This is a genomic window from Stenotrophomonas sp. TWI809 (assembly GCF_039673205.1).
Lineage (GTDB): Bacteria > Pseudomonadota > Gammaproteobacteria > Xanthomonadales > Xanthomonadaceae > Stenotrophomonas.
On the sequence record NZ_JBDJLE010000031.1, the window covers coordinates 1 to 25,078 of the forward strand.

Consider the following 25,078-nt stretch of genomic DNA (forward strand, 5'->3'; position numbering starts at 1 on the left):
TCCCCAAGCTGCTGGATGAAAGTGCAGCCGGCCAGCGGCCGGCACTACCTGGTTTCGTTCTGCGTTGCGTGCAGCCGGCCAGCGGCCGGCACTACCTGGTTTCGTTCTGCGTTGCGTAGAGCCGGCCAGCGGCCGGCACTACCGCATATCGCGTTGGCGTCAGCCCGCTTTACGGCGCAACGGCGTCACGTTGCTCGCGATCTTCGCGGCCTTTTTCGGCTTGCTGGCCACGGTCTGCGCATGGGCCGCGAAGAAATCGCGCACCTTGGGGTAGACCGTTTCGCGCCAGCGGCGGCCGCTGAAAATGCCGTAGTGGCCAGCGCCTTCGACGATGAAATGCTCGCGATGCGCGGCCGGAATGCCGGTGCACAGGTCCTGCGCCGCTTCGGTCTGGCCGAGGCCGGCGATATCGTCCAGCTCGCCTTCGATGCTCAGCAGTGCGGTGCCGGTGATCGCGCTGGGATCCACGCGTTCACCCTGCACGTACCACTCGCCGCGCGGCAGCAGGAATTCCTGGAAGACCACGCGGATCGTGTCCAGGTAGTACTTGGCCGGCATGTCGAGCACCGCGTTGTACTCGTCGTAGAAACGACGGTGCGCGTCGGCATCTTCCATGTCGCCCTTGACCAGGTCGGCATAGAAATCCCAGTGCGAACTGAAGTGGCGGCTCGGGTTCATCGACAGGAACCCGGCGTGCTGCAGGAAGCCCGGGTACACGCGGCGGCCCGCGCCCGGGAAGGTGGCCGGCACGGTGTGGATGACGTTGTTCTCGAACCACGACATCGGGTTCTGCGTGGCCAGGTTGTTGACCGCGGTCGGGCTGCAGCGCGCATCGATCGGGCCGCCCATCATCACCAGCGACCGCGGCGTGGTTTCGCCACGGCTGGCCATCAGCGAGACGGCGGCCAGTACCGGCACGGTCGGCTGGCAGACGCTGATCACATGCAGCTTTTCCGCACCGAGGTGGCGGATGAATTCCTGCACATAGGCGATGTAATCCTCCAGCCCGAACTCGCCTTCGCTGCCCGGCACCATGCGCGCATCGACCCAGTCGGTCACGTACACGCGGTGATCGCGCAGCAGGGTGCGCACGGTATCGCGCAGCAGCGTGGCGTGGTGGCCGGACAACGGCGCCACCACCAGCACGAACGGCTGGTTGAGCATGGTGTGCAGCTGGTCGGCTTCATTGCTGTGGCGCTTGAAGCGCAGCAGTTTGCAGAACGGCTTGCTGATCTCTTCGTGGACGACGATCGGCACGCGCTCGCCCTCGACGTCGATTTCGTTGATGCCCCATTCGGGCTTCTCGTAATCCTTGCCAATGCGGTGGAACAGCTCGTTCACAGCGGCCAGGCGATCCGCGCCGGGCATCTGCGACCACCAATGACCTTGATTGGCGAAGAACTTCGCGTTGGCCTGGGCCTGGTGCACCCACGGGGCGAGCAGGTTGCGGGTCAACTCATGCAGCTGATATAGCATGACGTCCAATATGTATGGTCTTATGTTGCCGCGCAGCATAGCGCACCCGTCGAGCGGGCGCGTTAATGCGGGTCCTGTCTCAATTGTTATCGAGACTCAAGGCGTGCCGCGTTCCAGCGCAGCCGCGTGCCCGGCCAGTGCGGGTGACAGCCAGCAGTGCGAGCCCAGGGCGGTGAAGCCAACCCGCTTGAGCTGGCTGCGGTACCAGCGCGCCGGGCGCGGCTGGAAGCCTTCGTGGTCGCCATCGAAGTCATCCTCGCCGGTGAACGCTTCCAGGAACGCCACGCCGGCGGTCAGTTCGGCAAAGCCTTCCAGTGCCGGGCGCAGCTCGCGGCTGGGCACGTAATGCATCACGTCCGAGCAGATCAGCAGATCCACCGGTGCGCACGGGCGCAGCCAGGCGAAATCGCCGACCTTGGCCGGGTGCAGGTTGCGGCTGCGGCCGTAGCGGTGCACGGCGTAATCACTGCTGTCAAAGCCCAGGTACTGCACGCGCGGGCGCAGTTTGAGCAGCGGGGCACGCCAGGCGCCTTCGCCACAGCCGATATCGAGCACGCTGCGGATCGGGCGTTCCAGGTAGTACTCGGCGCTGGCCACGGCGAGCGCCACCTTGCGCGCCAGGCGCGCGGCGCCACCGGTCTGGTCAGGCTGGTACCAGCGCTGGAAGTAGGCGGCGTCGTAGGTTTTGTCCATGGGGATGTGCACGTGGGTGAAAGCGGCGCTTATCGTACGGTGTGGCGCGCGTGGATGCGTAGGGGAGGTGTGGCGATGGGTCGCGCCCGCCACCCATCGGGTGGCCGTGCCGGGCATGCGAGAATGGCGGCCAACCCATGCCAGCCGCCGGAGCAAGCACATGCAGTCCTACTACTGGGTCAAGACCTTCCACCTGTTGTTCGTGGTGGCGTGGATGGCGGCGGTGTTCTATCTGCCCCGGATCCTGGTCAACCTCAGCGAGACGGCCGGCCAGCTGCCGGTGACCGAGCGGCTGCAGCTGATGGGCCTGCGCCTGTACAAGTTCGGCCACATGATGTTCGGCCTCGCGCTGATCCTGGGCGTGGTGCTGTGGCTGGGCTACCGCGTGATTCCGGATTTCCCGACCATGGTCGCGCCCGGTGCGGCGGGCTGGCTGCATGCCAAGCTCGGCCTGGTGGTGCTGCTGCTGGTCTATTACTCGTGGACCGGGCGGCTGCTGAAAGGCGCGGTGAAAGGCAAGCTGCTGCCGTCCTCGCGTGCGCTGCGCTGGTTCAACGAATTGCCGCTGGTGCTGTTCATCGGCGTGGTGTGGCTGGTGATCGCCAAGCCGTTCTGAGCGATCCACGACGATTCTGGCCGCCGGCACCACCCACCGTCCAGAAAAAAAGCCGGACGCCTGCGCGTCCGGCTTTTTCGTCTGCGCCGCAGCCTGATCAGGCCACTTCGTAGGTCCCGTAGCTGCGCAGGCGCTCGTAGCGCTTCTGCAGCAGCTCATCGACCGGCAGTTTCTCCAGCACGTCCAGCTCGTTGAGCAGCACGGCCTTGAGGCGCTTGGCCATCTGGTTGGGGTTGCGGTGGGCGCCACCGGTGGGCTCGCGCAGGACCTTGTCCACCAGGCCCAGGCTCTTCAGGCGCGGGGCGGTCAGGCCGAGCTGTTCGGCGGCGTCCTTGGCCTTGGCCGGGTCCTTCCACAGGATCGAGGCGCAGCCTTCCGGGCTGATGGTCGAGTACACGCTGTACTCCAGCATCACGGTGCGGTCGCCCACACCCAGTGCCAGTGCGCCACCCGAACCGCCTTCACCGATCACCGTGCAGACCACCGGCACCTTCAGTTCGGCCATTTCCATCAGGTTGCGTGCGATCGCTTCGGACTGGCCGCGCGATTCGGCATCGATGCCCGGCCAGGCGCCGGCGGTGTCGATCAGGGTCAACACCGGCAGGCCGAAGCGTTCGGCCATCTTCATCAGGCGCAGCGCCTTGCGGTAGCCCTCCGGCTTGGGCATGCCGAAGTTGCGCTTGATCTTTTCCTTGGTGTCGCGGCCCTTCTGATGGCCGATCAGCATCACCGAGCGGCCACCGATGCGGGCCAGGCCGCCGATGATCGCCTTGTCGTCGGCGAACGCGCGGTCGCCGGCCAGTTCCTGGAACTCATCGCAGATGATGCGGATGTAGTCCTCGGTATACGGGCGGGACGGATGCCGGGCCAGCTGCAGCACCTGCCAGGAGGTCAGGTTGCGGAAGATCTGTGCAGTGCGCACCCGCAGCTTGTCCTGCAGGGCATTGACCTCGGCCTCGACATTGACCGCAGGTCCGGCGCTGGCGCTGCGCAGTTCCTGGATCTTCGCCTCCAGATCAGCGATGGGTTGCTCGAAGTCGAGGTAGTTCGGATTCATCGGAAACCGTCGTGAAGAAAAGAGGGAAAGTGTAGCCGAATGCGCCGAAAAGCCCCGTACGCCGTCGTCTGGAAACCGACGGTAGCGCAGCGGGGCCAGGCGCGCCAGTCAGCTCAGGGGACGACCAGCGCCGCGCTGCCCATCAGCGTGCTGCGGGTCTTCACGAAGGTGTTGTAGCCCTCGTTGGCCTCCTTGGGCAGACCCGAGCCCAGCCGCGCGGTGGCGGCGGTGAACGCCATCTGCGCCTGGAAGGCCTCCTGCTGGAGCTGCAGCTGCGCATCTGCGGTGGTGGCATGCAGGTAGCGCGTGTACAGCTCGCGCAGCGGGCCGGCATGGGCCTCGAAGGCCGGGTCCAGCGCGGGCAATGCGGTCGGGGCGGCTTCCAGCGCGTAGGCGGGCGCGACGTAGCCCTGGGGCTGCTGGCGTGCGTAAGCACCGGGCTGGCCCATGCCTGCTTCGACGTAGGCGATGAAATCCGGGGCGGTGAAGATCTTGGCGTTGATCCGGCCGCCGCTGGCGTCCACGTGGGCCACGGTCTGCACCTCCGGGAACGGCTCGCGGACGCCGAAGCTCCACGCCTTGTCGATGAACAGGTCGTGGGTGCTCTGGTACGGCCCTTGGAAGGTCACTCCGCCCAGCTCGATCTGCTTGTCCAGGCTGCCGAAGTTCTGCAGCTTGTCTTCGCTGGTGACGTAGATCTCGTTGGCGATCACGTACTCGGCCAGGGTCGGGTTGATCAACCCGCCCTTGCCGCTGGCGTAGACGATGAAGCGCACGTCGCCGAGCTGATCGGTCTGCAGGTGATGCTCACCGGGCTTGAGCTTGACCGGGCGCGAGGCGTGCGCGGCGATCGGCAGTTCGTTGCCGTCGATGCGCAGGGTCAGCGGCGTGGCGCCCGGGTTGTCGATCTCGAAGGTCTGGGCGGGGCCGGCACAGCCGGTGAGGGCGACGGCTGCACTCAGCAGCACGGCAAAACGCTTGATCAAAACAAAACACCTGTGTTGCAACAGAAAAAAGGATCAGTTCGCCCACGGTGGGCTGTAGCGCACTTTCACCGTGCGGACCGCGGGATCGGCGCGCAGGGCGTCGACCAGTTGGCTGTCCACGCGCACGGCGATCTCGCCGGCAACGTCGAGCATGCCGGCCACGGGGCCCTGCTCCGAACCGAGCAGCAGGTCCAGGCGCAGCGGTGTGCGGCCCGGGCGATGCCGGTCGAGCAGGGCGTTGATGCGGTTCCACACCGCGCCGTCCTGGCGCAGGTCCACCCGCAGCGACAGGCGCGTGGCGTAGTTGGCGCAGATGTCTTCGTAATCCCAGACCTGGCGGATGCGCAGCGCGTAGCCGCCGTTGAACTCGTCTTCGCGCAGGCCGCCCTTGACCACCAGGATGCGGTCCTTGGTCATCAGGTGGCCGAACTCGGCCAGGCCATCGGTGAAGGCGCTGCATTCCACGCGACCCTTGCCGTCTTCGAGCTGCATGAAGATCTGGCTTTCGCCCTTGCGGCGCACGCCGACCACCAGGCCGGCCAGGATCACCGGCGTTTCCTGGCGCCAGGCACGCTTCTCTCCGTCCTTGCTCGGGCGTGCCGGCGGGATCAGCTTTTCGAGCTTGCCCAGGTCGGTACCGACCAGTTCCTTGACGTCGTCGGCGTAGGGATCGAACGGATGGCCACTGAGGTAGAAGCCCAGCGTTTCGCGCTCGCCTTCCAGCAGCTGGCCCAGCGCCCACTCCTTGGCTTCGGGCAGCTCCAGCTGCATCGCCGTGCTGACCGGATCGGGTGCGCCGAACAGCGAGTTCTGGCCGGAGGCCTTTTCGCGCGCCATCTGGTCCGTGGCCTTGAGGACCTCGGGCAGCTGCAGCATCAGCGAGGCGCGGTTCTTGCCGAGCCCGTCCATCGCGCCGCAGTTGATCATCGCTTCCAGCGTGCGGCGGTTGAGCTTGCCCGATTCGGCACGCATGCAGAAATCCAGCAGCGACGCATAGCGGCCGCCACGCTGGCGTTCTTCCACGATCGCTTCGCACGCGCCCTGGCCGACGCCCTTGATCGCGCCCAGGCCGTACACGATGGTGTCGGCGCTGGAGGCTTCGAACATGTACGCCGATTCGTTCACGCGCGGCGGCAGCACGGTCAGGCCGAGGTTGCGCACTTCGGCGAGGAAGCCGACCACCTTGTCGGTGTTGTCCATGTCCGAGGACAGCGTGGCGGCCATGAACTCGGCCGGGTAATGACGCTTGAGCCAGGCGGTCTGATAGCTGACCAGCGCGTAGGCAGCGGCGTGCGACTTGTTGAAGCCGTAGCCGGCGAACTTCTCCATCAGGTCGAAGATCGCGTCGGCCTTGGCTTCGACGACACCGTCCTTGGCCGCGCCTTCGCGGAAGATCTCGCGGTGCTTGGCCATTTCGGCCGGCACCTTCTTGCCCATCGCACGGCGCAGCAGATCGGCGCCGCCCAGCGAGTATCCGCCGACGATCTGCGCCATCTGCATCACCTGCTCCTGGTACACCATGATGCCGTAGGTGTCTTTCAGGATCGCTTCGGTGCGCGGATCGGGATAGATGATTTCTTCCTGCCCGTGCTTACGCGCGTTGAAGGAGGGAATCAGGTCCATCGGGCCGGGGCGGTACAGCGACACCAGCGCGATGAGATCTTCGAAGCGGTCAGGGCGTGCGTCTTTCAGCAGGCGGCGCATGCCCGAGGATTCGAACTGGAACACCGCGCCGGTATTGCCGTTGGCGAAGATGTCCTTGTAGGTGGCCACGTCATCCAGCGGCAGCGCGGTGATGTCCACCGGCGGAATGCCGGCGCGCTCATGGCGCTTGTTGATCGCCTTGACCGCCCAGTCGATGATCGTCAGCGTGCGCAGGCCGAGGAAGTCGAACTTCACCAGGCCGATTTCTTCGACGTCGTTCTTGTCGAACTGGGTGACCGGGTTGCGGCCGCGGCCGCCTTCGTCATGTTCGGCGAACAGCGGGCAGAATTCGGCCAGCGGTTCCGGGGCGATCACCACGCCACCGGCGTGCTTGCCGGCGTTGCGGGTGAGGTCTTCGAGCTGGCGCGCCAGGTCGATCAGGTCGCGGACATCGTCTTCGTTCTGGTAGCGCTGGATCAGCTCCGGCGAGGCCATTTCCGAATCCTTGCCTTCGCCCATCGCATCCTTGAGCGAGATGCCCAGGATGTTCGGGATCAGCTTGGAGACGCCGTCGACCAGACCGTACGGGAAGCCGAGCACGCGGCCGGAATCGCGCACAACGGCCTTGGCCGCCATGGTGCCGTAGGTGATGATCTGGCTGACGCGGTCGCGTCCGTACTTGCGCGCGACGTAGTCGATGACCTCATCGCGGCGGTCCATGCAGAAGTCGATGTCGAAGTCGGGCATCGACACGCGTTCGGGGTTGAGGAACCGCTCGAACAGCAGGTTGTACGGGATCGGATCCAGATCGGTGATCTGCAGCGCCCAGGCCACCAGCGAGCCGGCACCGGAACCACGGCCGGGCCCGATCGGAATGCCCTGGTTCTTTCCCCACTGGATGAAGTCGGCCACGATCAGGAAGTAGCCGGGGAACCCCATCTTGATGATGGTCGCCAGTTCGAATTCGAGGCGCTCGAAGTAATCGGCGCGGGTCTTGCCCGGTGCCAGCGGGTTCTTTTCGAGGCGTGCTTCCAGGCCCTTGCGCGATTCGCTGCAGATCCAGCTGTCGAGGGTTTCCTCTTCGGGGACCGGATAGTTGGGCAGGAAGTAGGTGCCCAGCCGCATCTCGATGTTGCAGCGTTCGGCCAGCGCCAGGGTGTTGTCGATCGCGTCGGGAATGTCGGCGAACAGCGCGCACATGTCCTCGGCGGACTTGAGGTACTGCTGGTCGCTGTAATCGCGCGGGCGTTTGGGATCGTCCAGCACGCGGCCGGATGAAATGCACACGCGCGCTTCGTGGGCGCTGAAGTCTTCCGGCTGCAGGAAGCGCACATCGTTGCTGGCGATCACCGGCAGGCCGCGCTGGCCGGCGGCCTGCAGGGCGAACTGGTTGAAGGCTTCTTCGCCATCGCGGCCGGTGCGGGTCAGCTCCAGGTGCAGGCCGTCACCGAACACGCGCTGCCAGTCGGCGAGCTGTTGCTCGGCCAGATCGTGGCGGCCGTCGCCGGCGAGGCGACCGGCGAGACTGTCGCGGCCGGCCAGTGCGAACAGGTTGTGGCAGCCGGCTTTGAGCCACTCCGGGTGGACGGCGACGCCGCCTTCGGGGCGATGGCCTTCCATCCAGGCGCGGGTCAGCAGCCGGGAGAGGCTGAGGTAGCCTTCGCGGTCGCGGCAGAGCAGGGTCATGCGCCAGGGCGTCATGCCTTCTTCGGCGATCATGATGTCCGCGCCGGCGATGGGCTTGATGCCCACGGTTTCGGCGGCTTTGTAGAACTTGACCAGCGCGAACAGGTTGTTGAGATCCGTCACTGCCAGCGCGGGCAGCTTCAGTTCGACCGCGCGGCTGAGCAGGTTGGCCTGCTTGGCTTTCTTCGGGTCAGCCTGATCCGGCTTCGCCGGGACACGGATGGTCGAATCCGCCAGCGAAAATTCGGTGTGGACGTGGAGATGTACGAAACGGGAAGTGGACATGCCGAACCAATGTGATGCCCGGTCAGGGTAGCGGTGGCGGTGGTCGCTAACAAGGCTTGACAGGGGTGTTGCGGGGGCGCGGGTTGACGCTGGGGTTCAGGTTTCCCGTGGCACCCGTCATGCGCTGCAGCCGTGCGGGGCGGTGCCCGGCAACGGCATCACTCAGGCGGGAACGCTGCTGCGGTCGGGTTCCAGGCACGCGCGCACGGGGGCGAAGCTGCGGCGGTGCTGGGGGCAGGGGCCGTGGCTGCGCAGGGCGGCGAGGTGGGCGGGGGTGCCGTAGCCTTTGTGCTGGTCGAAGCCGTATTCGGGGTGGGCGTCGTGCAGGGTCTGCATGAAGCGGTCGCGGCTGACTTTGGCGAGGATCGAGGCGGCCATGATGGCGCGGTCGAGGGCGTCGCCGCCGATCAGGGCCTGGGCCGGGCAGGGCAGGCCTTTGGGGACGACGTTGCCGTCGATGCGGGCGAACTGGGCGACGTGGGCGACGCCTTCGACGGCGCGGCGCATGCCGAGCATCGTGGCCTGGTAGATGTTGAGGGCGTCGATTTCGCCGACGTCCACCATCACCACGTGCCAAGCCAGGGCACGGTCGAGGATCTTGTCGTAGAGCTGGTCGCGGCGGGCCGCGGTGAGCTGCTTGGAGTCGTCCAGGCCGTTGAGGCGTGGGCGGTCGGGGCAGAACACCACGGCGGCGACGGCCACGGGGCCGGCCAGCGGGCCACGGCCGGCTTCATCCACGCCGGCCACGTAGCGCGGGGCGACGGTGGCCAGGGCGGCGCCGTCGAACAGGGCCAGGGAGGCGGCTGCGGCGTGGCGTCGGCTCATGCGGCGCGGCCGTGGTGGGGGCCGCGTTCGAGCAGATCGGTGACGGCGTCGGCGGCACGGGCGGAGGCATCGCGCCGCAATTGCAGGTGCAGGCGCTCGTAGGTGTCCTGCAGGTCGATCACGCGCTGGGGGTGGTCGAACCACTGCAGGATGGCGGCGGCCAGTTTGTCCGGGGTGCAGTCGTGCTGCATCAGCTCCGGGGCAAGGTCCTTGCCGGCGAGGATGTTGGGCAGGGCGAAGCGGTCGACCTTGAGCAGGCCCAGCGCCTTGACGATGCGGTAGGTGAGTTCGGCCACGCGGTAGCCGACCACCATCGGGCGTTTGACCAGCATCGTCTCCAGGGTGGCGGTACCGGAGGCGAGCACGACCACGTCGGCGGCGATCATCGCGGTGCGCGCGTTGCCGTCGAGCAGGTGCGAATGCGCAACCGGCAGCGCCGAGGCGGAGAGTTGCTCGCTGATCAATTGGCGGCAGGCGGCGTTGGCGGCCGGAACCACCACGTGCAGGCCGGGGATGCGTTCGGAGACCTGCCAGGCCGCTTCGAAGAACGGTTCGCCGAGCTTGCCGATTTCCCCCAGGCGGCTGCCGGGCAGTACCGCCAGCACCTTCGCGTTGGAGGGCAGGCCGAGCTCGGCACGCGCCTGTTCGCGATCATTGTGCAGCGGGATGTCATCGGCCATCGGATGGCCCACGAAGCGGGCGTCGATGCCGTGCTTGGCGTAGATCGGCGGTTCCATCGGGAACAGGCACAGCACCAGGTCGGCGCTGGCCCCGATCTTCTCGGCGCGCTTCTCGCGCCAGGCCCAGACGGAGGGGCTGACGTAATGGACGGTGCGGACGCCGTGCTCCTTCAGCCAGCGCTCGACGCCGAGGTTGAAGTCGGGCGCGTCGATGCCGATGAACACGTCCGGCTGCCACTCCAGCGCACGCGCGCGGAACTCGCGGCGCAGTTTGAGCAGGCGCGGCAGGTGGCGCAGGATTTCGGTCAGGCCCATCACCGCCAGCTCGCTGGCGTCGAACCAGGTCTGGCAGCCGGCGCTGCGCATGGCATCGCCGCCGATGCCGGCAAACTCGGCATTCGGGAAGCGCAGGCGCAATTCGCGGATCAGGCCGGCACCGAGCAGGTCGCCGGAGGCTTCACCGGCGACCAGGGCGATCCGCACCGGGCGCTCGGAGGTGCGCACGGCCAGCGTCTGTTCAACGCTGGTGGCCATCGCAGCGAGTGGAATGATCTCGGCGGTCGTCATGCCCGGGGTGTGCCCGCCTGGAGCCGTCATCGCAGCAGGGGCCTCTCGGCGCTTTCGATGAAGTCCAGCAGGTCCTTCACGTCGGCGCTGTGGGTGGCCTGCTCGGCCAGCTGCACCTTGGCTTCGGCCAGCGGCAGGCCGGCCACGTACAGCGTGCGGTAGGCGCGCTTGATGCTGGCGATGCGCTCGGCATCGAAGCCGCGGCGCTTGAGGCCTTCGCTGTTGATGCCGCGCGGGCGGCCCAGGCTATCGCTGCCGACCATGGTGAACGGCGGAACGTCGCCGTTGGTCAGCGCGCCCATGCCGAGGAAGGCGTGGGCACCGATGCGGCAGAACTGATGCGCACCGGCGAAGCCGCTGATGATCACGTAATCGCCCACGGTGACGTGGCCGGCCAGCGTGGTGTTGTTGGAGAACACGCAGTGGTTGCCGACGTGGCAGTCATGCGCCACGTGGGTGTAGGCGAGCATCCAGTTGTCGTTGCCGACCGTGGTGATGCCACCGCCACCGGCGGTGCCGCGGTTGATGGTGACGAATTCGCGGATGACGTTGTCATCGCCGATCACCAGTTCCGTGCGTTCGGCCTTGTACTTTTTGTCCTGCGGCTCGCCACCGATCGCGGCATGGCCGATGAAACGGTTGTTGCGGCCGATCCGGGTCGGGCCGTGGATCGAGCAGTGCGGACCGATCTCGGTGCCGGCACCGATCTCCACGTCCGCACCGATCAGGCAGAACGCACCCACGCGCACATCCGCAGCCAGCGTCGCCGACGGGTCGATGACCGCGGTGGGGTGGATGAGAGGGGCGTTGTCAGTCATTGCAGATCTCCTGCCTGGATCATTCGCGGGTGCCGGCGCACAGCACTTCGGCGCAGGCGACGATTTCGCCATCGACCTTGGCCACACAGTCGTACACCGCCATGTTGCGGATCACGCGCTTGATCTCCACGTGCATTTCCAGCACGTCGCCGGGCACGACCTGCTTGCTGAAGCGCGCCTTGTCGACCTTGACCATGTAGAACAGCTTGGACTGCGCATCGCGGCCCAGGGTGAGCTGGGTGAGCACGCCGCCGGCCTGGGCCATGGCTTCGATGATCAGCACGCCGGGCATGATCGGCTGGCCCGGGAAGTGGCCCTGGAAGAACGGCTCGTTGATGCTGACGTTCTTGGTGGCGACGATCTTCCGGTTCTCGAAATCGAGCGAGATCACCTTGTCCACCAGCAGGAACGGATAGCGGTGCGGGATCAACTGCTGGATCTGGTTGATGTCCGGCAGATTCTGGTTATTGCTCATTCCTTCTCCTTGCTCACAGACAGGATGCGCCGGGCGAGCGCATCGAGCTGCTTGAAGCGCGCGGCATTTTTACGCCACGTGCGGTTGTCGGTCAGTGGGGTGCCGGAGGAATACTCGCCCGGCTCATGAATGGAGTTGCGCACCACCGATTTGCCGGTGATGACGACCTTGTCGCAGATTTCGAGGTGACCGACGACGCCGACGGCGCCGCCCAGCAGGCAGTAGCGGCCGATCTTGGCGCTGCCGGCGATGCCGGTGCAGCCGGCGATGGCCGAGTGGGCGCCGATCTGGACGTTGTGGGCGACCTGCACGAGGTTGTCCAGGCGCACGTCGTTTTCGAGCACGGTGTCTTCCAGCGCGCCGCGATCCACGCAGGTGTTGGCGCCGATTTCGCAGTCGTCGCCGATGCGCACGCCGCCGAGCTGGGGCACTTTGATCCAGTGGCCGGCATCCATGGCCAGGCCGAAGCCATCGGCACCCAGCACGGCGCCGGGATGGATGCGCACGCGCTTGCCGAGCTTGACGCGGGTGACCAGGGTGACGCGGGCGATCAGTTCGCAGCCGGTATCCAGGGTGCAGTCTTCGCCGATGATGCTGCCGGGGCCGACGATGCAGTTCTCACCGACGACGCTGCGCGCGCCGATGGTGACGAACGGCCCGATGTGGGCGCTGGCGGCGACCTGGGCGTCCGGATCGATGCAGGCGCTGGGGTGGATGCCCGGGGCGCGCGGCGGTGCGATGTCGAACAGGGCGGCGATCTTGGCGAACGTGGTGTACGGGTCCTTGGCGACCAGGGCGGCGCCGGGCGCGGCCTCGGCATCCTCGGCGCGCAGCACGACGATGGCCGCCTGGCTGTCGGCCAGCTGCGCGCGGTAGCGCGGATTGGCCAGGAAGGTGAGCTGGCCGGGGCCGGCATGGGCGAGCGTAGCCACGCCATGGATGGCGGTGCTGCCATCACCATGGACCTGCAGGCCAAACTGCTCGGCGAGTTGCTGGGCGGTATAGGTAGGAGTGTTCACCGGGGGAGTTTACCGTGTGCTGCCGAAACGGTCATGCGGGGCGGGGGTTTTGGGGTGGGTCGGTTTGTTGCGGCTCCCGACAGTGTCATGCGAGCGCGGATGGTAGTGCCGGCCGCTGGCCGGCGCTCGTTGATCCCGGAGGTTCGTACCGACCAACGGTCGGTACCTACCAAAATCGGCACCAACCGACGGTCGGTACTACCCGCCACGCCCCCCGATGGTTCAACGCGCGCGGCAGGGTAGTGCCGGCCGCTGGCCGGCGCTCGTTGATCCCGGAGGTTCGTACCGACCAACGGTCGGTACCTACCAAAATCGGCACCGACTAAGGAGCGGTCCCACCCCAAATCGGCATTGAGCAACGATCGGTCACACCCCCAAAACGAAAACGCCGGGCAATGCCCGGCGAATGCGTACCGCGTCTGGTGGAGAGCCCCCTTCTGTTGAAGGGGGCGCGCCGAAGGCGCGGGGATGAGGTGGAATGCGCGGACGAACTGCGAAGCAGTTCGTCAGAACTGACCGCCAAACGTGAATTGCAGACGCTCGACTTCGTCGCCATCTTCCTTCTTCAACGGGAAGGCGTAGCTGATCGAGATCGGGCCGACCGGGGCGCGCCACAGCAGGGCCACACCGGTGGACACGCGCAGTTCGTTGGCCTTGAAGTTGTCTACGCCGGTGTACACGTTGCCGAAGTCCACGAAGGCCGAGATGCGGGCCGAGGGGCTGTCGAACAGGCGCGGGAAGTAGGCTTCCACCGAACCGACGGTCTTCAGCGAGCCACCCAGCGGCTGGCCGCGGTTGTAGCTCAGGGTCGGTTCCGAACGCGGGCCAAGGGTGTTGTCCTCGAAACCACGCACCGAGTTGGTACCACCGGCGTAGAAGTTCTCGTAGAACGGCAGGCCCGAGGCGGTCACCACGCGGGTGCTGCCATCCGGGTTGGTGATCACGCGGGTGGTGTCATTGCCGTAGCTGTCGCCGTAACCCACTTCGGCGCGGGTGTTGATGACCAGCTGCGGGATGATCGGCCAGTACTTGGAGAACTGATAGTTCAGCTTGTAGTACTCGACGGTCGAACCCGGCAGCGTGGTTTCCAGGCCGACGCGCTGGTAGGTACCGCGGGTCGGCATGAAGTAGTCGTTGCGGGTATCGCGCGCCCAACCCAGCTCGGTGCGCCAGGAATGGAACGTGCGCTGGCCGATGGCATCGATGTAATCGATGATCGCCTGCGGGGTCGAGCCCTGGTAGGTGGTGATCTGGTTGCTGTCGATGCCCACCATCAGCGAGACGGTGTCGTTCTCGGTGATCGGCACGCCGAACACCACCTGCGCGGCACCGTTGGTGCTGTTGTACTGCGCGGTGTTGAAGTCGGAGTAATCCAGTTCGCGCCAGGACAGGTTGTAGCCCAGCGAGACGCCGTCATCGGTGAAGTACGGGTTGGTGTAGCTGAAGCCGTAACGCTGCAGGTAGCTGCTGCGCGAGGCTTCGACCGACACGCGGTTGCCGCCGCCGAGGAAGTTGTTCTGCGACAGCTGCACCGAGGTGGTCATGCCGTAGGACTGCGAATAGCCCAGGCCGAACACGAAGCTGCCCGAGGTGGTTTCCTTGACGTTGTAGACCACGTCGACCTGGTCGTTGCTGCCGGTGACCGGCGGCGTTTCCACGTCCACCGATTCGAAGTAGCCCAAGCGCTGCAGACGGATCTTGGAGCGGTCGATCGCGGCCTGCGAGTACCAGCTGTTCTCGAACTGGCGCATTTCACGACGCAGCACTTCGTCGGAGGTGCGGGTGTTGCCCTTGAAGGTGATGCGGCGCACCGACACGCGCGGGCCGGGAACGACCTGCATGTTGATGGCCACCGTGCGGTCGGCACGGTTGCTGGTCGGGATCGGGTTCACCTTGGCGAACGCGTAACCGATGTTGGACAGCGAATTGGTGATCTGGTCCGAGCTGAATTCCAGCAGCGCCCGCGAGAAGGTGTCGCCGGACTTCTGGATCACCATGCGCTCGACATCTTCCTGCGGCAGGATGGTGTCGCCGGTGACCTTGATCTCGGAAATCTTGTACTGCTCACCCTCGGTCACGCCGGCGGTGATGAACATGTCGCGCTTGTCGGGACTGATCGAGACCTGGGTGGAATCGATGCTGAAATCCACGTAGCCGCGGTCCAGGTACCAGCCGTTGAGCTTTTCCAGATCGCCGGACAGCTTTTCCTTGGAGTACTGGTCATCGCGGCGGTACCACGAGGCCCAGTTGTGCTCCTTGGATTCCCAGGTTTCCAGGATGTCCTTGGCCGGGAACTTCTCGGTGCCGACCAGGTTGACGTGCTGGATCTTGGCGGCCTTGCCTTCCTTGATCGCGATGGCGATGTCCACGCGGTTGCGGTCCAGCGGGCTCACCGTCGGGGTGATGTCGACGTTGTACTTGCCACGGTCGTTGTACTGGCGGCGCAGTTCCTGGGTCACGCGGTCCAGGCTCAGGCGGTCGAAGGTGCCGCCCTCGGTCAGGCCGATGTCGCTCAGGCCCTTGAGCAGCTGGTCGCTCTTGATGTCCTTGTTGCCGGTGACGGTCAACTTGTTGATCGCCGGGCGTTCCTTGACCGTGACCACGAGGATGTCGCCCTGGCGGTTGAGCTGGACGTCTTCGAAGAAGCCGGTCTTGTACAGCGCACGGATGGTTTCACCGACCTTGTTGTCGGTGATGGTGTCGCCACGTTCCACCGGCAGGTAGGTGAACACGGTACCGGAGGTGATGCGCTGGAGACCATCCACGCGGATGTCGCTGACGGTGAAGGGCTCGGCTGCCTGCGCCAGGGCGGGCGCGCCGAAACCGGCAACGAGTGCGAGGGCCAGCAGGCGGCGATTGGGGAGTCGCGTCATGTCACGTCCGGTTGGAGTCGATTTCAACATTGCGGGATGCCGGCGCATAAGACGACGACAAAAGGAAAAAAGTTCATCGCGGGACCAGGCCGAGGATGTCGTTGTAGAACGCCAATCCCATCAGCCCGGCCAGCAGCGCCAGGCCCACATACTGCCCGGCAGCCATGGCGCGCTCGCTCAGCGGGCTGCCCTTGACCAACTCGATAAGGTAATACAGCAGGTGCCCGCCGTCCAAGATGGGGATGGGCAACAGGTTGATGATGCACAGGCTCAGCGACAGCAGGGCCAGGAAATACAGGAACCAGTCCAGGCCGCGTTTGGCCGAGACATTGGCGACCCGGGCAATGGTGACCGGGCCGGAGATGTTCTGCAGCGAGGCGTTGCCGGTGACGATGCGGCGCATCATCCCCAGTGAATCGCCCGCCATCCGGGCGGTTTCGCGCAGGGCCACGGGCACTGCCGCAAACGGCCCGAACTTGAGTTCGGCGTCGTAGGCCGGGGCGTGGGTCTCCGGGAAACCGATGCCGATCTGCCAGGTCGGCTGGCCACGGCCGTCCACGCCCTGGCGGGGGGTGATCTCCAGCGCCAGCCGCTCGCCGCCGCGCAGGACGTCGATCATGCCGGGGCCGCCACGCTGGCCGAGCGCGGCGATCTGCGCCGGCACCTGGTCGGCACCTTCAATACGCTGGCCGTCCACGGCCACGATCAGGTCGCCCGGCACCAGCACGCCCTGGGCGGCTGCGTCGGGCAGGACCTTGTCCACCAGCGCCGGCTGCAGCCAGAACTGCCAGCTCAACCCGGTCAGCTGGGGCACGCGGCGTTCATCGAAGCCGGCCGGCAGCTGCGACAGCGGCAGGGTGCGGGTCCGCACCTGGTCCAGACCGTCGAGGACCTCGACCTTGGCATCGTGACGATCCATCGCCGCCGTGGTCAGCGCCATGCTGGCCTCGCCGGCGGTGGCCACGCTGCGGCCATCGACCTTGACCACACGGTCGCCGGCCTGCAGGCCAGCGGTCTGGGCCATGCCGGTGGTGCGGCCGATGGTGGCCGAATAATCCTGTTTCCCGATCACGAACATCGCCCACAGCAGGGCGATGCACAGGATCAGGTTGGCGGCCGGACCGGCGGCGACCACCGCGATCCGCTGCCACACGGTCTTGTGGTTGAAGGCCTGACCGCGCTCGGCCGGGTGCACCTCGACCTCGCGCTCGTCCAGCATCTTCACGTAGCCGCCCAGCGGAATGGCGGCGATCGCGAATTCAGTGCCGGCCCGGTTGCGGCGCGACCACAGCGGCTTGCCGAACCCGACAGAGAAGCGCAGCACCTTGATCCCGCAACGGCGGGCCACCCAGTAGTGACCGAACTCGTGGAAGGTCACCAGCAGGCCAAGGCTGACGATCATCCACCAGACGGATCCGATGAAATCACCCATGGTGATCAGCACTGTAAGGGGGCGTAGGGGGCATTCAGGCGTGGTCGATGGCGGCTTGGGTGATCTGGCGGGCGCGCTGATCGGCGGTCAGCAGGCCCTCCAGTGTATCGGCGGACTCGCTCGACAGTGTTGACAGAGCGTTAGCGACCAGCGCTGGAATGGCAAGGAAAGCTGCCCGCCCCTGAAGAAACGCTGAAACCGCGACTTCATTGGCCGCATTGAGGATCGCCGGGGCGGTGCCACCGGCGGCCATCGCCTGCCAGGCCAGCGTCAGGCACGGGAAGGCCTCGGTGTCCGGGGCTTCGAAATCCAGCCGCCCCTGGGTCAGCAGATCCAGCCCGCCGACCCCGGATTCGATCCGTTGCGGCCAGCCCAGGCCGACGGCCAGGGTGGTACGCATGTCCGGCAGGCCCATCTGGGCCAGGGTGGAGCCATCGACGAATTCGACCAGCGAATGCACCAGGCTCTGCGGGTGGACCAGCACGTCGATGCGCTCGCCAGGCACGCCGAACAGATGATGGGCTTCGATGACTTCGAGGCCTTTGTTCATCAACGTCGCCGAATCCACCGAGATCTTCGGGCCCATGGACCACTTCGGGTGGGCCACGGCCTGGGCCGGTGTGACCTGGGCCAGCTGCTCACGGCTGCGGCCACGGAACGGGCCGCCCGAGGCGGTCAGGATGATCCGGCGCACGCCGGCCCCATCGAGGCTCGCATCGCGGGAGCGCAGGCACTGGAAGATCGCGCTGTGCTCACTATCGATCGGAATGATCTCGGCCCCGGCGGCCGCGGCCTGGCGCATCAGCAGTTCGCCGGCCAGTACCAGCGATTCCTTGTTGGCCAGCAGGATGCGCTTGCCGGCCGCGGCGGCGGCCAGGGTCGAGGACAGCCCGGCGGCGCCCACGATGGCAGCGACCAGGGTGTCGCAGACATCGCTGGCGGCCAGCTGGTCCAGCGCCGCAGCGCCCGCATGGGGCTGGGTGGCCAGGCCGGCGTCACGCAGGCCGTCGCGCAGGGCGGCATACCGCGATTCGTCGGCGATCACCGCATGGGCCGGGCGGTGCACGGCGCACAGGGCGACCAGCGCATCGACCTGGCGGCCGGCGGCCAGCACGGTGACCTGATAGCGGTCCGGATGGCGCGCGATGACGTCCAGCGCGGATGCGCCGATCGAACCGGTGGCGCCGAATACGGCGACCCGGCGGGGGGCAGAAGCGCTGGCCATGGTTAGAACCCGAAGATTTCCTTGCCGAGTGCGAACACCGGCAGGGCGGCGAGAACGCCGTCGATACGATCGAGCACGCCGCCATGGCCCGGGATGATATGGCCCGAATCCTTGGCGCCGGCATGGCGCTTGATCAGGCTCTCGTAGAGATCGCCCAGCACCGACGCGAACACGGTGACCACGGCGGTGATCACCAGGCCGACCAGGTGGCCGCTGTCGATACCGGCCAGCCAGCCGAAGCCCAGTGCCACGATCAGGCCGGCGACCATGCCGCCACCCAGGCCTTCCCAGGTCTTGTTGGGGCTGATCCGCGGGGCCAGCTTGGTGCGCCCGAAGGTGCGGCCGGCGAAGTAGGCGCCCGAATCGGCGGCCCAGACCACGGCCAGCGCGGTCAGCAGCCACAGGTGGCCGTTGTCACCGCTGGCATGGATGAGCACCAGCGAGGCCCAGGCCGGCACGATCGCCAGGGTGCCGGCCAGCAGCTTGAGCGCACGCGCCGGGCTGCTCGGGCTGGCGCCGAAGGTGAAGAACCGCAGCCACAGCAGCGCCATCAGCCACCAGCCGATGCCGATCAGCGCGGCGATCTGGTACAGCACCAGCGAGCCGGCATCGGCCCACACGATCAGCACCATCAGCACCAGATTCAGCACCAGCAGCACGGTGCGGGCGAGGGTGTCTTCGACGTCGGCCAGCTTCAGCCATTCCCACAGGCCGATCAGGAACACGGCGGCCGCCGCGGCGGCCAGCCACTGGGTGGGCAGCATCAGGATGGCGAGGATGGCGACCGGCGCCATGATCAGCGCGGCGATGACTCGGGTCTTGGTCATGGGGAAGAGGTCTCGGTGGCCAAGGCGGCGATCTGGGCGCTGGTCAGGCCGAAACGGCGTTCACGCGAGGCATAGGCATCGATCGCCTGCTGCAGGACGGCGGCGTCGAACTCGGGCCACAGTACGTCGGTGAACCACAGTTCGGTATAGGCCAGCTGCCAGAGCAGGAAATTGCTGATGCGGGTATCGCCACCGGTGCGGATGAACAGGTCCGGCGGCGGCAGGTCGGCCAGGGCCACGCGGCTGCTGAGCATCGCTTCGTCGATCTGCTCGGGCAGCAGGCGACCGGCCGCGACCTCGGCAGCCAGTTCGCGCGCGGCGCGGGCGATGTCCTGGCGGCCGCCGTAGCTGGCGGCGATATTCAGCGTCATCGCGCGGTTGCCCGCGGTGCGCTGTTCGGCCAGCTGCATGCGGCTGACCAGCCCGGCGCCGAAACGCTCGCGCTCGCCGATGAAACGCACACGCACGCCGCGCCGGTGCAGCTCGTCCACTTCGCGGTCGAGGGCATTGAGGAACAGCTTCATCAGCGCGTCGACCTCATCGCTCGGCCGGCCCCAGTTTTCACTGGAGAAGGCGAACAGGGTCAGCGCGGCGATGCCGTGGTCGAGGCAGAATTCGATGGTGCGGTTGACCGCGCGCGCGCCGGCACGATGGCCGATCACGCGCGGGCGACGACGCTTCTGCGCCCAGCGCCCGTTGCCATCCATGATGATGGCAACATGGCGCGGCATGGGCGCGTCGGAACTGCTGGTCGGGGCCTGGGACATAGGGCTCAGACCGCCATCAGTTCCTTTTCTTTCTCGGCGACAACACTATCGACGTCCTTGATGGACTTGTCGGTCAGCTTCTGGATGTCGTCTTCGCCGCGCTTCTTGTCGTCTTCGCTGATCGCCTTGTCCTTGATCAGGGTGGCGATCGCCTTGTTGGCGTCCTGGCGGATGTTGCGGATGGCGATCTTGGCGCCTTCGCCTTCCTTCTGCACCTGCTTGCCCAGCTCCTTGCGGCGCTCTTCGGTCGGCGGCGGCAGGTTCAGGCGGATGACGGTGCCGGCCACGTTCGGGGTCAGGCCGAGGTCGGAGGCATAGATCGCCTTTTCCACGTCCTTGATCATGCCCTTGTCGAACAGCGTGATGACCAGCGAGTGGCCCTCGGAGACGCTGATCGAGGCGACCTGGTTCAGCGGGGTGTCGGTGCCGTAGGCCTTGACGGTGATGCGGTCCAGCAGGGCCGGGGAAGCACGGCCGGTGCGGATGGAGGTGAGGGTGTGCTTCAGAGCATCGATGCTCTTTGCCATGCGCGTCTGCGCGTCCTGCTTGATTTCGTTGAGCATCGCCCGAATCCTGGATGTAACTGGGAATCGGGCGATTATAGGCGAAGAAGGGCCTTCGCCGGGCCGTTCAGGGCGCCCGGTGTGGGGCGCCGCTCAGGCTCAGCTGTTGTCGCGGCCCTGCACCAGGGTGCCGATGTTGTCGCCGTGCAGGATCTTGAGCAGCTCGCCCGGCTGGCCCATGTCGAACACACGCAGCGGCAGATCGCTGTCGCGGGCCAGCGCGAAGGCGGCCGTATCCATCACTTCCAGCCCGCGGCGGATCACTTCGTCGTAGGTCAGGCTGTCGAAACGGACCGCGTCGCTGTACTTGTTCGGGTCCTTGTCGTACACGCCGTCGACCTTGGTGGCCTTCAGCAGCAGGTCCGCGCCGATCTCGATCGCACGCAGGGCAGCGCCGGAATCGGTGGTGAAGAACGGGCTGCCGACGCCGGCGGCAAAGATCACCAGACGGCCCTTTTCCAGGTGGCGGATGGCGCGGCGACGGATGTAATCCTCGCAGACGTCGTTGATCTTGATCGCGCTCATCACGCGGGCCTTGGCGCCCAGCTTCTCCAGGGCGTCCTGCATGGCCAGCGCATTGATCACGGTGGCCAGCATGCCCATCTGGTCACCGGTGACCCGGTCCATGCCGCCTGCGGCCAGGCCGGCGCCGCGGAAAATGTTGCCGCCGCCGATCACCAGGGCCACTTCGGCACCGGCGGCCTGCGCTTCCATCACCTCACGGGCGAGGCGGTGGATCACCTTGGGGTCGATGCCGTAGTCCTCGTCTCCCATCAGCGCCTCCCCGGAAACTTTCAACAGGATGCGGCGATAGGCGAGCTTTGACATGGCGATCTCTGGGTGCGTGGAAAACGCCCGGATTCTACTGGAAGCCGGGCCATCGGGCAGCATAAATTTGCTGCACTGCGGCGTATGGAGGCACTGCGGCGGCCGCGATGACGGCGCCGCGAGCGGCTCGGGCTCAGGCTGGCGCGGTACTGGGCGAGCGCGCGATGACGCGGTTGCGGCCCAGGTTCTTGGAGCGGTACAGCACGTCGTCGGCGGCCTTGAGCAGGTCCTGAACATCGGCGAAACGCTCGTAGCCTCCCTGGGTGGCCACGCCGGCCGAGAAGGTCACGAACAACGGGCCACTGGCCGCTTCGGCCATAGGCGTGTTGACGATCGTGGCCAGCACCCGCCGGACCACTTCCAGCGCGACCGGCTCGGTGGTATTGGGCAGCAGCGCGATGAATTCCTCGCCGCCGAAACGGGCCACCGTGTCGCTGTTGCGCAGCTGCTCCTGCAGCTTCGTGGCGAACATGCGCAACACCTGGTCACCCATGAGGTGGCCGTGGGCATCGTTGATCTTCTTGAAATCGTCCAGGTCGATGAAGGCGACCGACAGTGGCCAGCCATGGCGGGTGGCGCGCAGGAATTCCTGCTCGAGCACGGCTTCGAGCTGGCGGCGGTTGAGCACGCCGGTCAGTGCATCGCGGTGGGCCTGCTCGGCCAGCCGATTGGCGCGCGCCTCGAATTCATCCGCACGCTGGCGGGCCAGGGCGGCGTCCTGCATCTCGCGCAGGTTGCGCAGCGTGGCCAGCTCCTGGGCATGGTCGATCAGCTGCTGCACGCGCGAGGGCGAGAACAGCGGGGTTTCGAACAGGGTGCTGATATCCGGCAGCGATTCGCCGATGCGGGCCAGCACCTGGTCGAACTGGGCGCTGTCCAGGCCGAGGGTATCGTGCACGAGCTGCAGCGCATGTTCGCGCGCGGCATCGGCATCGGTGCCGAGCCAGATATCGGCCACGGCGCCGGAAAGGGCGACGCAGTTCTGGAAATTGTCTTCGCCGGTGGCAGGCGATTCGCTGTGCGCGATGCTGTCCACCAGGTAGCGGGGCAGGCCCCATTCTTCGGCCACCCACGCACCGACATCGGCATGGCTGCACTGCAGGTGTTCGCGCTCCAGTGCCACCAGCGCGTCGTTGTCGGTCGCCTGGCGCAGCAGCGGGAGATAGGTCTCCGGCTGCGCCTGGGCGAGGGCGAGTACGCCGATGTCCTGCAGCAGGCCGGCCAGCATCAATTCCTCGGCCTTGCGCAGGCCGCGGGCCTGGCCGAGCAGGCTGGCTGCCAGTGCACTGAGGATGCTGCGGCGCCACGCGCGCTCGCGCAGGTCCTGGCCGTCGCCGGCCGCGGTCAGGTTCTGGGTGACGGTGAAGCCCAGTGCCAGGCTGACAGTGGCATTCAGGCCGAGCATGGTCAGTGCCTGGCCGAGGTTTTCGATGCGTCGGCGGCTGGCATACAGCGGTGAATTGGCGATGCGCAGCATGCGGGCACTCAGCGCCATGTCGATGGCGATGATGTCGGCAGCGGTGGTGATGTCCGCTTCCGGATCCTGCGCCAGTTCGATGATGCGCAGGGCAATACCGGGCGGGGAGGGCAGGTTGCGGCAGAGCGCCAGGGCGGCTGTCAGCTCGGGAGGCATGGCGGGCTTTTCAGTGTGTTGGGGCAAGAATACCTGAGGTACATCACAGTTTCGTCCTTGATTTCTTGCGTTGACGCGGCAGATCAATTTGGGAGTATTGCCCTGATCCGGCACACAAAGCAAAGCCAATGGACAAAAAAAAGAAGCCGCGGAGTCCGCGGCTTCTTTCGTAACGCATTCGAGCGGTGAAGATCAGGCCAGGCCGGCCTGCTTCATCACTTCGGCGGCGTAGTCTTCCACCACCTTCTCGATGCCTTCGCCGACCGCCAGGCGCTGGAAGCCGACCACGTCGGCACCGGCGGCCTTCAGGACCTGCTCGACCGACTGGTTGGTGTCCAGCACGTACGGCTGGCCGTACAGGGTCACTTCGTTGACGATCTTGGCGATCTTGCCGCTGATGATCTTTTCCAGGATATCGGCCGGCTTGGACTTGTCCTTGTCGGACATCTTGGCCAGTTCGATTTCCTTTTCCTTGGCGACGAACTCGGCCGGCACATCCGCGGCCTTGTTGTGCGGCGGGTTCATGGCAGCCACGTGCATGGCCAGGCCACGGGCCAGTTCTTCGTTGCCGCCGGCCAGTTCAACCAGCACGCCGATGCGGCCGCCGTGCACGTAGGCAGCGACGTTGTTGGTCGATTCCAGGCGCACGATGCGACGCACGTCGACCTTCTCGCCGACCTTGGCGATGACGGCAGCGCGGGCTTCTTCGATCGTCTCGCCGGACGGCAGCTTGGCGGCCTTCAGGGTGTCGATGTCGGCAGCGCCCGAGCTCAGCGCGGTGGCAGCAACAGCCTTGGTGAAGTCCAGGAAGTTGCTGTCCTTGGCGACGAAGTCGGTTTCCGAGTTGACTTCGACCAGCACGGCCTTGCCGCCGTCCTGGGCCGCCACGATGATGCCTTCGGCAGCCACGCGGTCAGCCTTCTTGTCGGCCTTGGCCAGGCCGGACTTGCGCAGCCATTCGGCCGAGGCGTCGATGTTGCCGCCGTTTTCGACGAGTGCCTTCTTGCACTCCATCATGCCGGCGCCAGTGCGCTCGCGCAGTTCCTTGACCAGGGAAGCAGTGATTTCCACGGGATTTCCTCACGAAAGAAAGGGGTTGGGCCGGCATGGTGGCCGGCCCGTGTGACAGGTGTCCTGTCGTCGCGCCATCGGCAGCGGACAGGAGCGGTGGGCGCGCTGCGCCCACCGCGGGCCTGGATCAGGCCTGGGCTTCGCCAGCGGCCGGAGCGTCGGCAGCCGGGGCTTCAGCGGCCGGGGCTTCAGTGGCCGGAGCAGCCGGAGCGGCAGCAGCCTTCTTGGCCGGAGCGCGGCGGGCCGGCTTGGCTTCTTCGGTGGCGGCAGCGTCGGCGAACTCTTCTTCGCGGACGGTGGCAGCGTGCGGCGCAGCAGCCTTGCCTTCCAGCACGGCGTCGGCAGCGGCGCGGGCGTACAGCTGCACAGCGCGGATGGCGTCGTCGTTGCCCGGGATCGCGTAGTCGACCAGTTCCGGGTTGTAGTTGGTATCAACCACGGCGATCACCGGGATGCCGAGCTTCTTGGCTTCCTTGATGGCGATGTCTTCGTGGCCGATGTCGATGACGAAGATCGCGTCGGGCAGACGGTTCATGTCCTTGATGCCGCCCAGCGAGGCTTCCAGCTTGTCGCGCTCGCGACGCAGGCCCAGCACTTCGTGCTTGACCAGCTTGTCGAAGCTGCCGTCGGTTTCGCCGGCTTCCAGTTCCTTCAGACGGGCAACCGACTGCTTCACGGTACGGAAGTTGGTCAGGGTGCCGCCCAGCCAACGCTGGTTCATGAAGGGCATGCCGCAACGCTCGGCTTCTTCACGGATCGACTCGCGGGCGCTGCGCTTGGTGCCCAGGAACAGGATGGTGCCGCGCTTCTGCGCAACGCTGGAAATGAAGTTCATCGCGTCATTGAAGAGCGGAACGGTCTTTTCCAGGTTGATGATGTGGATCTTGCCGCGGGCGCCGAAGATGTACTGGCCCATCTTGGGGTTCCAGTAACGGGTCTGGTGGCCGAAATGGACGCCGGCTTCCAGCATCTGACGCATGGTGACCTGGGGCATTGCAGTAACTCCTGATAGGGAACCGGCCGCCACGGGTA

Annotated in this window: 21 protein-coding genes; 1 reads left to right on the top strand and 20 read right to left on the bottom strand. The window is 66.3% G+C overall.

Annotated features, from left to right (window positions below):
* Window positions 1–159: 159 nt before the first annotated feature.
* Window positions 160–1,515, bottom strand: a complete 1,356-nt coding sequence (phaZ, locus tag ABE472_RS17255; protein WP_313210832.1) for a polyhydroxyalkanoate depolymerase — start codon at window positions 1,513–1,515, stop codon at window positions 160–162.
* A gap of 57 nt (window positions 1,516–1,572) precedes the next feature.
* Complete coding sequence (locus ABE472_RS17260) at window positions 1,573–2,169, bottom strand: class I SAM-dependent methyltransferase (protein ID WP_313210834.1); 597 nt, start codon at window positions 2,167–2,169, stop codon at window positions 1,573–1,575.
* Window positions 2,170–2,329: 160 nt separating this feature from the next.
* Between ABE472_RS17260 and ABE472_RS17265 the strand changes: the two genes are divergently transcribed.
* Complete coding sequence (locus ABE472_RS17265) at window positions 2,330–2,785, top strand: CopD family protein (protein ID WP_121041460.1); 456 nt, start codon at window positions 2,330–2,332, stop codon at window positions 2,783–2,785.
* Between the two features lie 97 nt (window positions 2,786–2,882).
* On the opposite strand, the gene ABE472_RS17270 is transcribed toward ABE472_RS17265, so the two are convergent.
* The 18 genes from ABE472_RS17270 to rpsB all read right to left on the bottom strand — a co-directional run bounded on the left by ABE472_RS17270 (window position 2,883) and on the right by rpsB (window position 25,040).
* The gene (locus tag ABE472_RS17270) at window positions 2,883–3,842 is read right to left on the bottom strand and encodes an acetyl-CoA carboxylase carboxyltransferase subunit alpha (RefSeq protein WP_282263659.1); all 960 of its coding nucleotides are present in this window, start codon (window positions 3,840–3,842) and stop codon (window positions 2,883–2,885) included.
* Between the two features lie 113 nt (window positions 3,843–3,955).
* The gene (locus ABE472_RS17275; RefSeq protein ID WP_313217715.1) at window positions 3,956–4,828 is read right to left on the bottom strand and encodes a hypothetical protein; all 873 of its coding nucleotides are present in this window, start codon (window positions 4,826–4,828) and stop codon (window positions 3,956–3,958) included.
* Between the two features lie 33 nt (window positions 4,829–4,861).
* Window positions 4,862–8,443 (bottom strand): DNA polymerase III subunit alpha, encoded by a 3,582-nt coding sequence (dnaE, locus tag ABE472_RS17280; protein WP_313217716.1) that lies wholly within the window; start codon window positions 8,441–8,443, stop codon window positions 4,862–4,864.
* Window positions 8,444–8,605: 162 nt separating this feature from the next.
* Window positions 8,606–9,268 carry a ribonuclease HII gene (locus tag ABE472_RS17285; protein ID WP_313210844.1) on the bottom strand — a complete coding sequence of 221 codons (663 nt, stop codon included), beginning with the start codon at window positions 9,266–9,268 and terminating at the stop codon, window positions 8,606–8,608.
* The gene (gene lpxB, locus ABE472_RS17290) at window positions 9,265–10,482 is read right to left on the bottom strand and encodes a lipid-A-disaccharide synthase (protein ID WP_346466697.1); all 1,218 of its coding nucleotides are present in this window, start codon (window positions 10,480–10,482) and stop codon (window positions 9,265–9,267) included. The genes ABE472_RS17285 and lpxB overlap by 4 nt, the downstream gene beginning before the upstream one ends.
* Window positions 10,483–10,541: 59 nt before the next feature.
* Window positions 10,542–11,333, bottom strand: coding sequence for an acyl-ACP--UDP-N-acetylglucosamine O-acyltransferase (gene lpxA, locus ABE472_RS17295; RefSeq protein WP_313217718.1), 792 nt, complete (start codon window positions 11,331–11,333; stop codon window positions 10,542–10,544).
* Between the two features lie 19 nt (window positions 11,334–11,352).
* A complete protein-coding gene (fabZ, locus tag ABE472_RS17300; protein ID WP_019184406.1) occupies window positions 11,353–11,808 on the bottom strand; it encodes a 3-hydroxyacyl-ACP dehydratase FabZ in 456 nt (151 codons plus the stop codon).
* Complete coding sequence (gene lpxD, locus ABE472_RS17305) at window positions 11,805–12,827, bottom strand: UDP-3-O-(3-hydroxymyristoyl)glucosamine N-acyltransferase (protein WP_313210849.1); 1,023 nt, start codon at window positions 12,825–12,827, stop codon at window positions 11,805–11,807. The genes fabZ and lpxD overlap by 4 nt, the downstream gene beginning before the upstream one ends.
* A gap of 506 nt (window positions 12,828–13,333) precedes the next feature.
* Window positions 13,334–15,700, bottom strand: coding sequence for an outer membrane protein assembly factor BamA (gene bamA / locus ABE472_RS17310; protein ID WP_313210851.1), 2,367 nt, complete (start codon window positions 15,698–15,700; stop codon window positions 13,334–13,336).
* Between the two features lie 73 nt (window positions 15,701–15,773).
* Complete coding sequence (gene rseP, locus ABE472_RS17315; protein WP_102789229.1) at window positions 15,774–17,132, bottom strand: RIP metalloprotease RseP; 1,359 nt, start codon at window positions 17,130–17,132, stop codon at window positions 15,774–15,776.
* Window positions 17,133–17,166: 34 nt separating this feature from the next.
* Entirely contained in the window at window positions 17,167–18,357 is a 1,191-nt protein-coding gene (locus tag ABE472_RS17320; RefSeq protein WP_346464153.1) for a 1-deoxy-D-xylulose-5-phosphate reductoisomerase, read from the bottom strand.
* Window positions 18,358–18,359: 2 nt separating this feature from the next.
* Complete coding sequence (locus ABE472_RS17325) at window positions 18,360–19,184, bottom strand: phosphatidate cytidylyltransferase (protein ID WP_313217723.1); 825 nt, start codon at window positions 19,182–19,184, stop codon at window positions 18,360–18,362.
* Window positions 19,181–19,915: a polyprenyl diphosphate synthase gene (gene uppS, locus ABE472_RS17330; protein WP_313210858.1), complete on the bottom strand. Its 735-nt coding sequence runs from the start codon at window positions 19,913–19,915 to the stop codon at window positions 19,181–19,183. Before uppS ends, ABE472_RS17325 begins: the two co-directional genes overlap by 4 nt.
* 41 nt (window positions 19,916–19,956) lie before the next feature.
* Complete coding sequence (frr, locus tag ABE472_RS17335; RefSeq protein WP_121041484.1) at window positions 19,957–20,514, bottom strand: ribosome recycling factor; 558 nt, start codon at window positions 20,512–20,514, stop codon at window positions 19,957–19,959.
* Window positions 20,515–20,613: 99 nt separating this feature from the next.
* On the bottom strand, window positions 20,614–21,342 hold the full coding sequence (gene pyrH / locus ABE472_RS17340; RefSeq protein WP_123728765.1) for a UMP kinase: 729 nt from the start codon (window positions 21,340–21,342) through the stop codon (window positions 20,614–20,616).
* 133 nt (window positions 21,343–21,475) lie between these two features.
* Window positions 21,476–22,975 (bottom strand): GGDEF domain-containing protein, encoded by a 1,500-nt coding sequence (locus tag ABE472_RS17345; RefSeq protein ID WP_313210863.1) that lies wholly within the window; start codon window positions 22,973–22,975, stop codon window positions 21,476–21,478.
* Window positions 22,976–23,167: 192 nt separating this feature from the next.
* The gene (gene tsf / locus ABE472_RS17350; protein ID WP_088433310.1) at window positions 23,168–24,046 is read right to left on the bottom strand and encodes a translation elongation factor Ts; all 879 of its coding nucleotides are present in this window, start codon (window positions 24,044–24,046) and stop codon (window positions 23,168–23,170) included.
* 127 nt (window positions 24,047–24,173) lie between these two features.
* Entirely contained in the window at window positions 24,174–25,040 is an 867-nt protein-coding gene (gene rpsB / locus ABE472_RS17355) for a 30S ribosomal protein S2 (RefSeq protein WP_346466695.1), read from the bottom strand.
* Window positions 25,041–25,078 lie beyond the last annotated feature (38 nt).

Bases quoted from the DNA above. Each gene is read 5' to 3' on its own strand.
- ABE472_RS17345 (WP_313210863.1), bottom strand. From the start codon at position 22,975: ATGCCTCCCGAGCTGACAGCCGCCCTGGCGCTCTGCCGCAACCTGCCC.
- uppS (WP_313210858.1), bottom strand. From the start codon at position 19,915: ATGCCGCGCCATGTTGCCATCATCATGGATGGCAACGGGCGCTGGGCG.
- fabZ (WP_019184406.1), bottom strand. From the start codon at position 11,808: ATGAGCAATAACCAGAATCTGCCGGACATCAACCAGATCCAGCAGTTG.
- lpxB (WP_346466697.1), bottom strand. From the start codon at position 10,482: ATGGCCACCAGCGTTGAACAGACGCTGGCCGTGCGCACCTCCGAGCGC.
- rseP (WP_102789229.1), bottom strand. From the start codon at position 17,132: ATGGGTGATTTCATCGGATCCGTCTGGTGGATGATCGTCAGCCTTGGC.
- lpxA (WP_313217718.1), bottom strand. From the start codon at position 11,333: ATGACTGACAACGCCCCTCTCATCCACCCCACCGCGGTCATCGACCCG.
- frr (WP_121041484.1), bottom strand. From the start codon at position 20,514: ATGCTCAACGAAATCAAGCAGGACGCGCAGACGCGCATGGCAAAGAGC.
- phaZ (WP_313210832.1), bottom strand. From the start codon at position 1,515: ATGCTGCGCGGCAACATAAGACCATACATATTGGACGTCATGCTATAT.
- rpsB (WP_346466695.1), bottom strand. From the start codon at position 25,040: ATGCCCCAGGTCACCATGCGTCAGATGCTGGAAGCCGGCGTCCATTTC.
- ABE472_RS17320 (WP_346464153.1), bottom strand. From the start codon at position 18,357: ATGGCCAGCGCTTCTGCCCCCCGCCGGGTCGCCGTATTCGGCGCCACC.
- ABE472_RS17260 (WP_313210834.1), bottom strand. From the start codon at position 2,169: ATGGACAAAACCTACGACGCCGCCTACTTCCAGCGCTGGTACCAGCCT.
- dnaE (WP_313217716.1), bottom strand. From the start codon at position 8,443: ATGTCCACTTCCCGTTTCGTACATCTCCACGTCCACACCGAATTTTCG.
- bamA (WP_313210851.1), bottom strand. From the start codon at position 15,700: ATGACGCGACTCCCCAATCGCCGCCTGCTGGCCCTCGCACTCGTTGCC.
- ABE472_RS17270 (WP_282263659.1), bottom strand. From the start codon at position 3,842: ATGAATCCGAACTACCTCGACTTCGAGCAACCCATCGCTGATCTGGAG.
- ABE472_RS17325 (WP_313217723.1), bottom strand. From the start codon at position 19,184: ATGACCAAGACCCGAGTCATCGCCGCGCTGATCATGGCGCCGGTCGCC.
- ABE472_RS17265 (WP_121041460.1), top strand. From the start codon at position 2,330: ATGCAGTCCTACTACTGGGTCAAGACCTTCCACCTGTTGTTCGTGGTG.
- pyrH (WP_123728765.1), bottom strand. From the start codon at position 21,342: ATGTCAAAGCTCGCCTATCGCCGCATCCTGTTGAAAGTTTCCGGGGAG.
- ABE472_RS17285 (WP_313210844.1), bottom strand. From the start codon at position 9,268: ATGAGCCGACGCCACGCCGCAGCCGCCTCCCTGGCCCTGTTCGACGGC.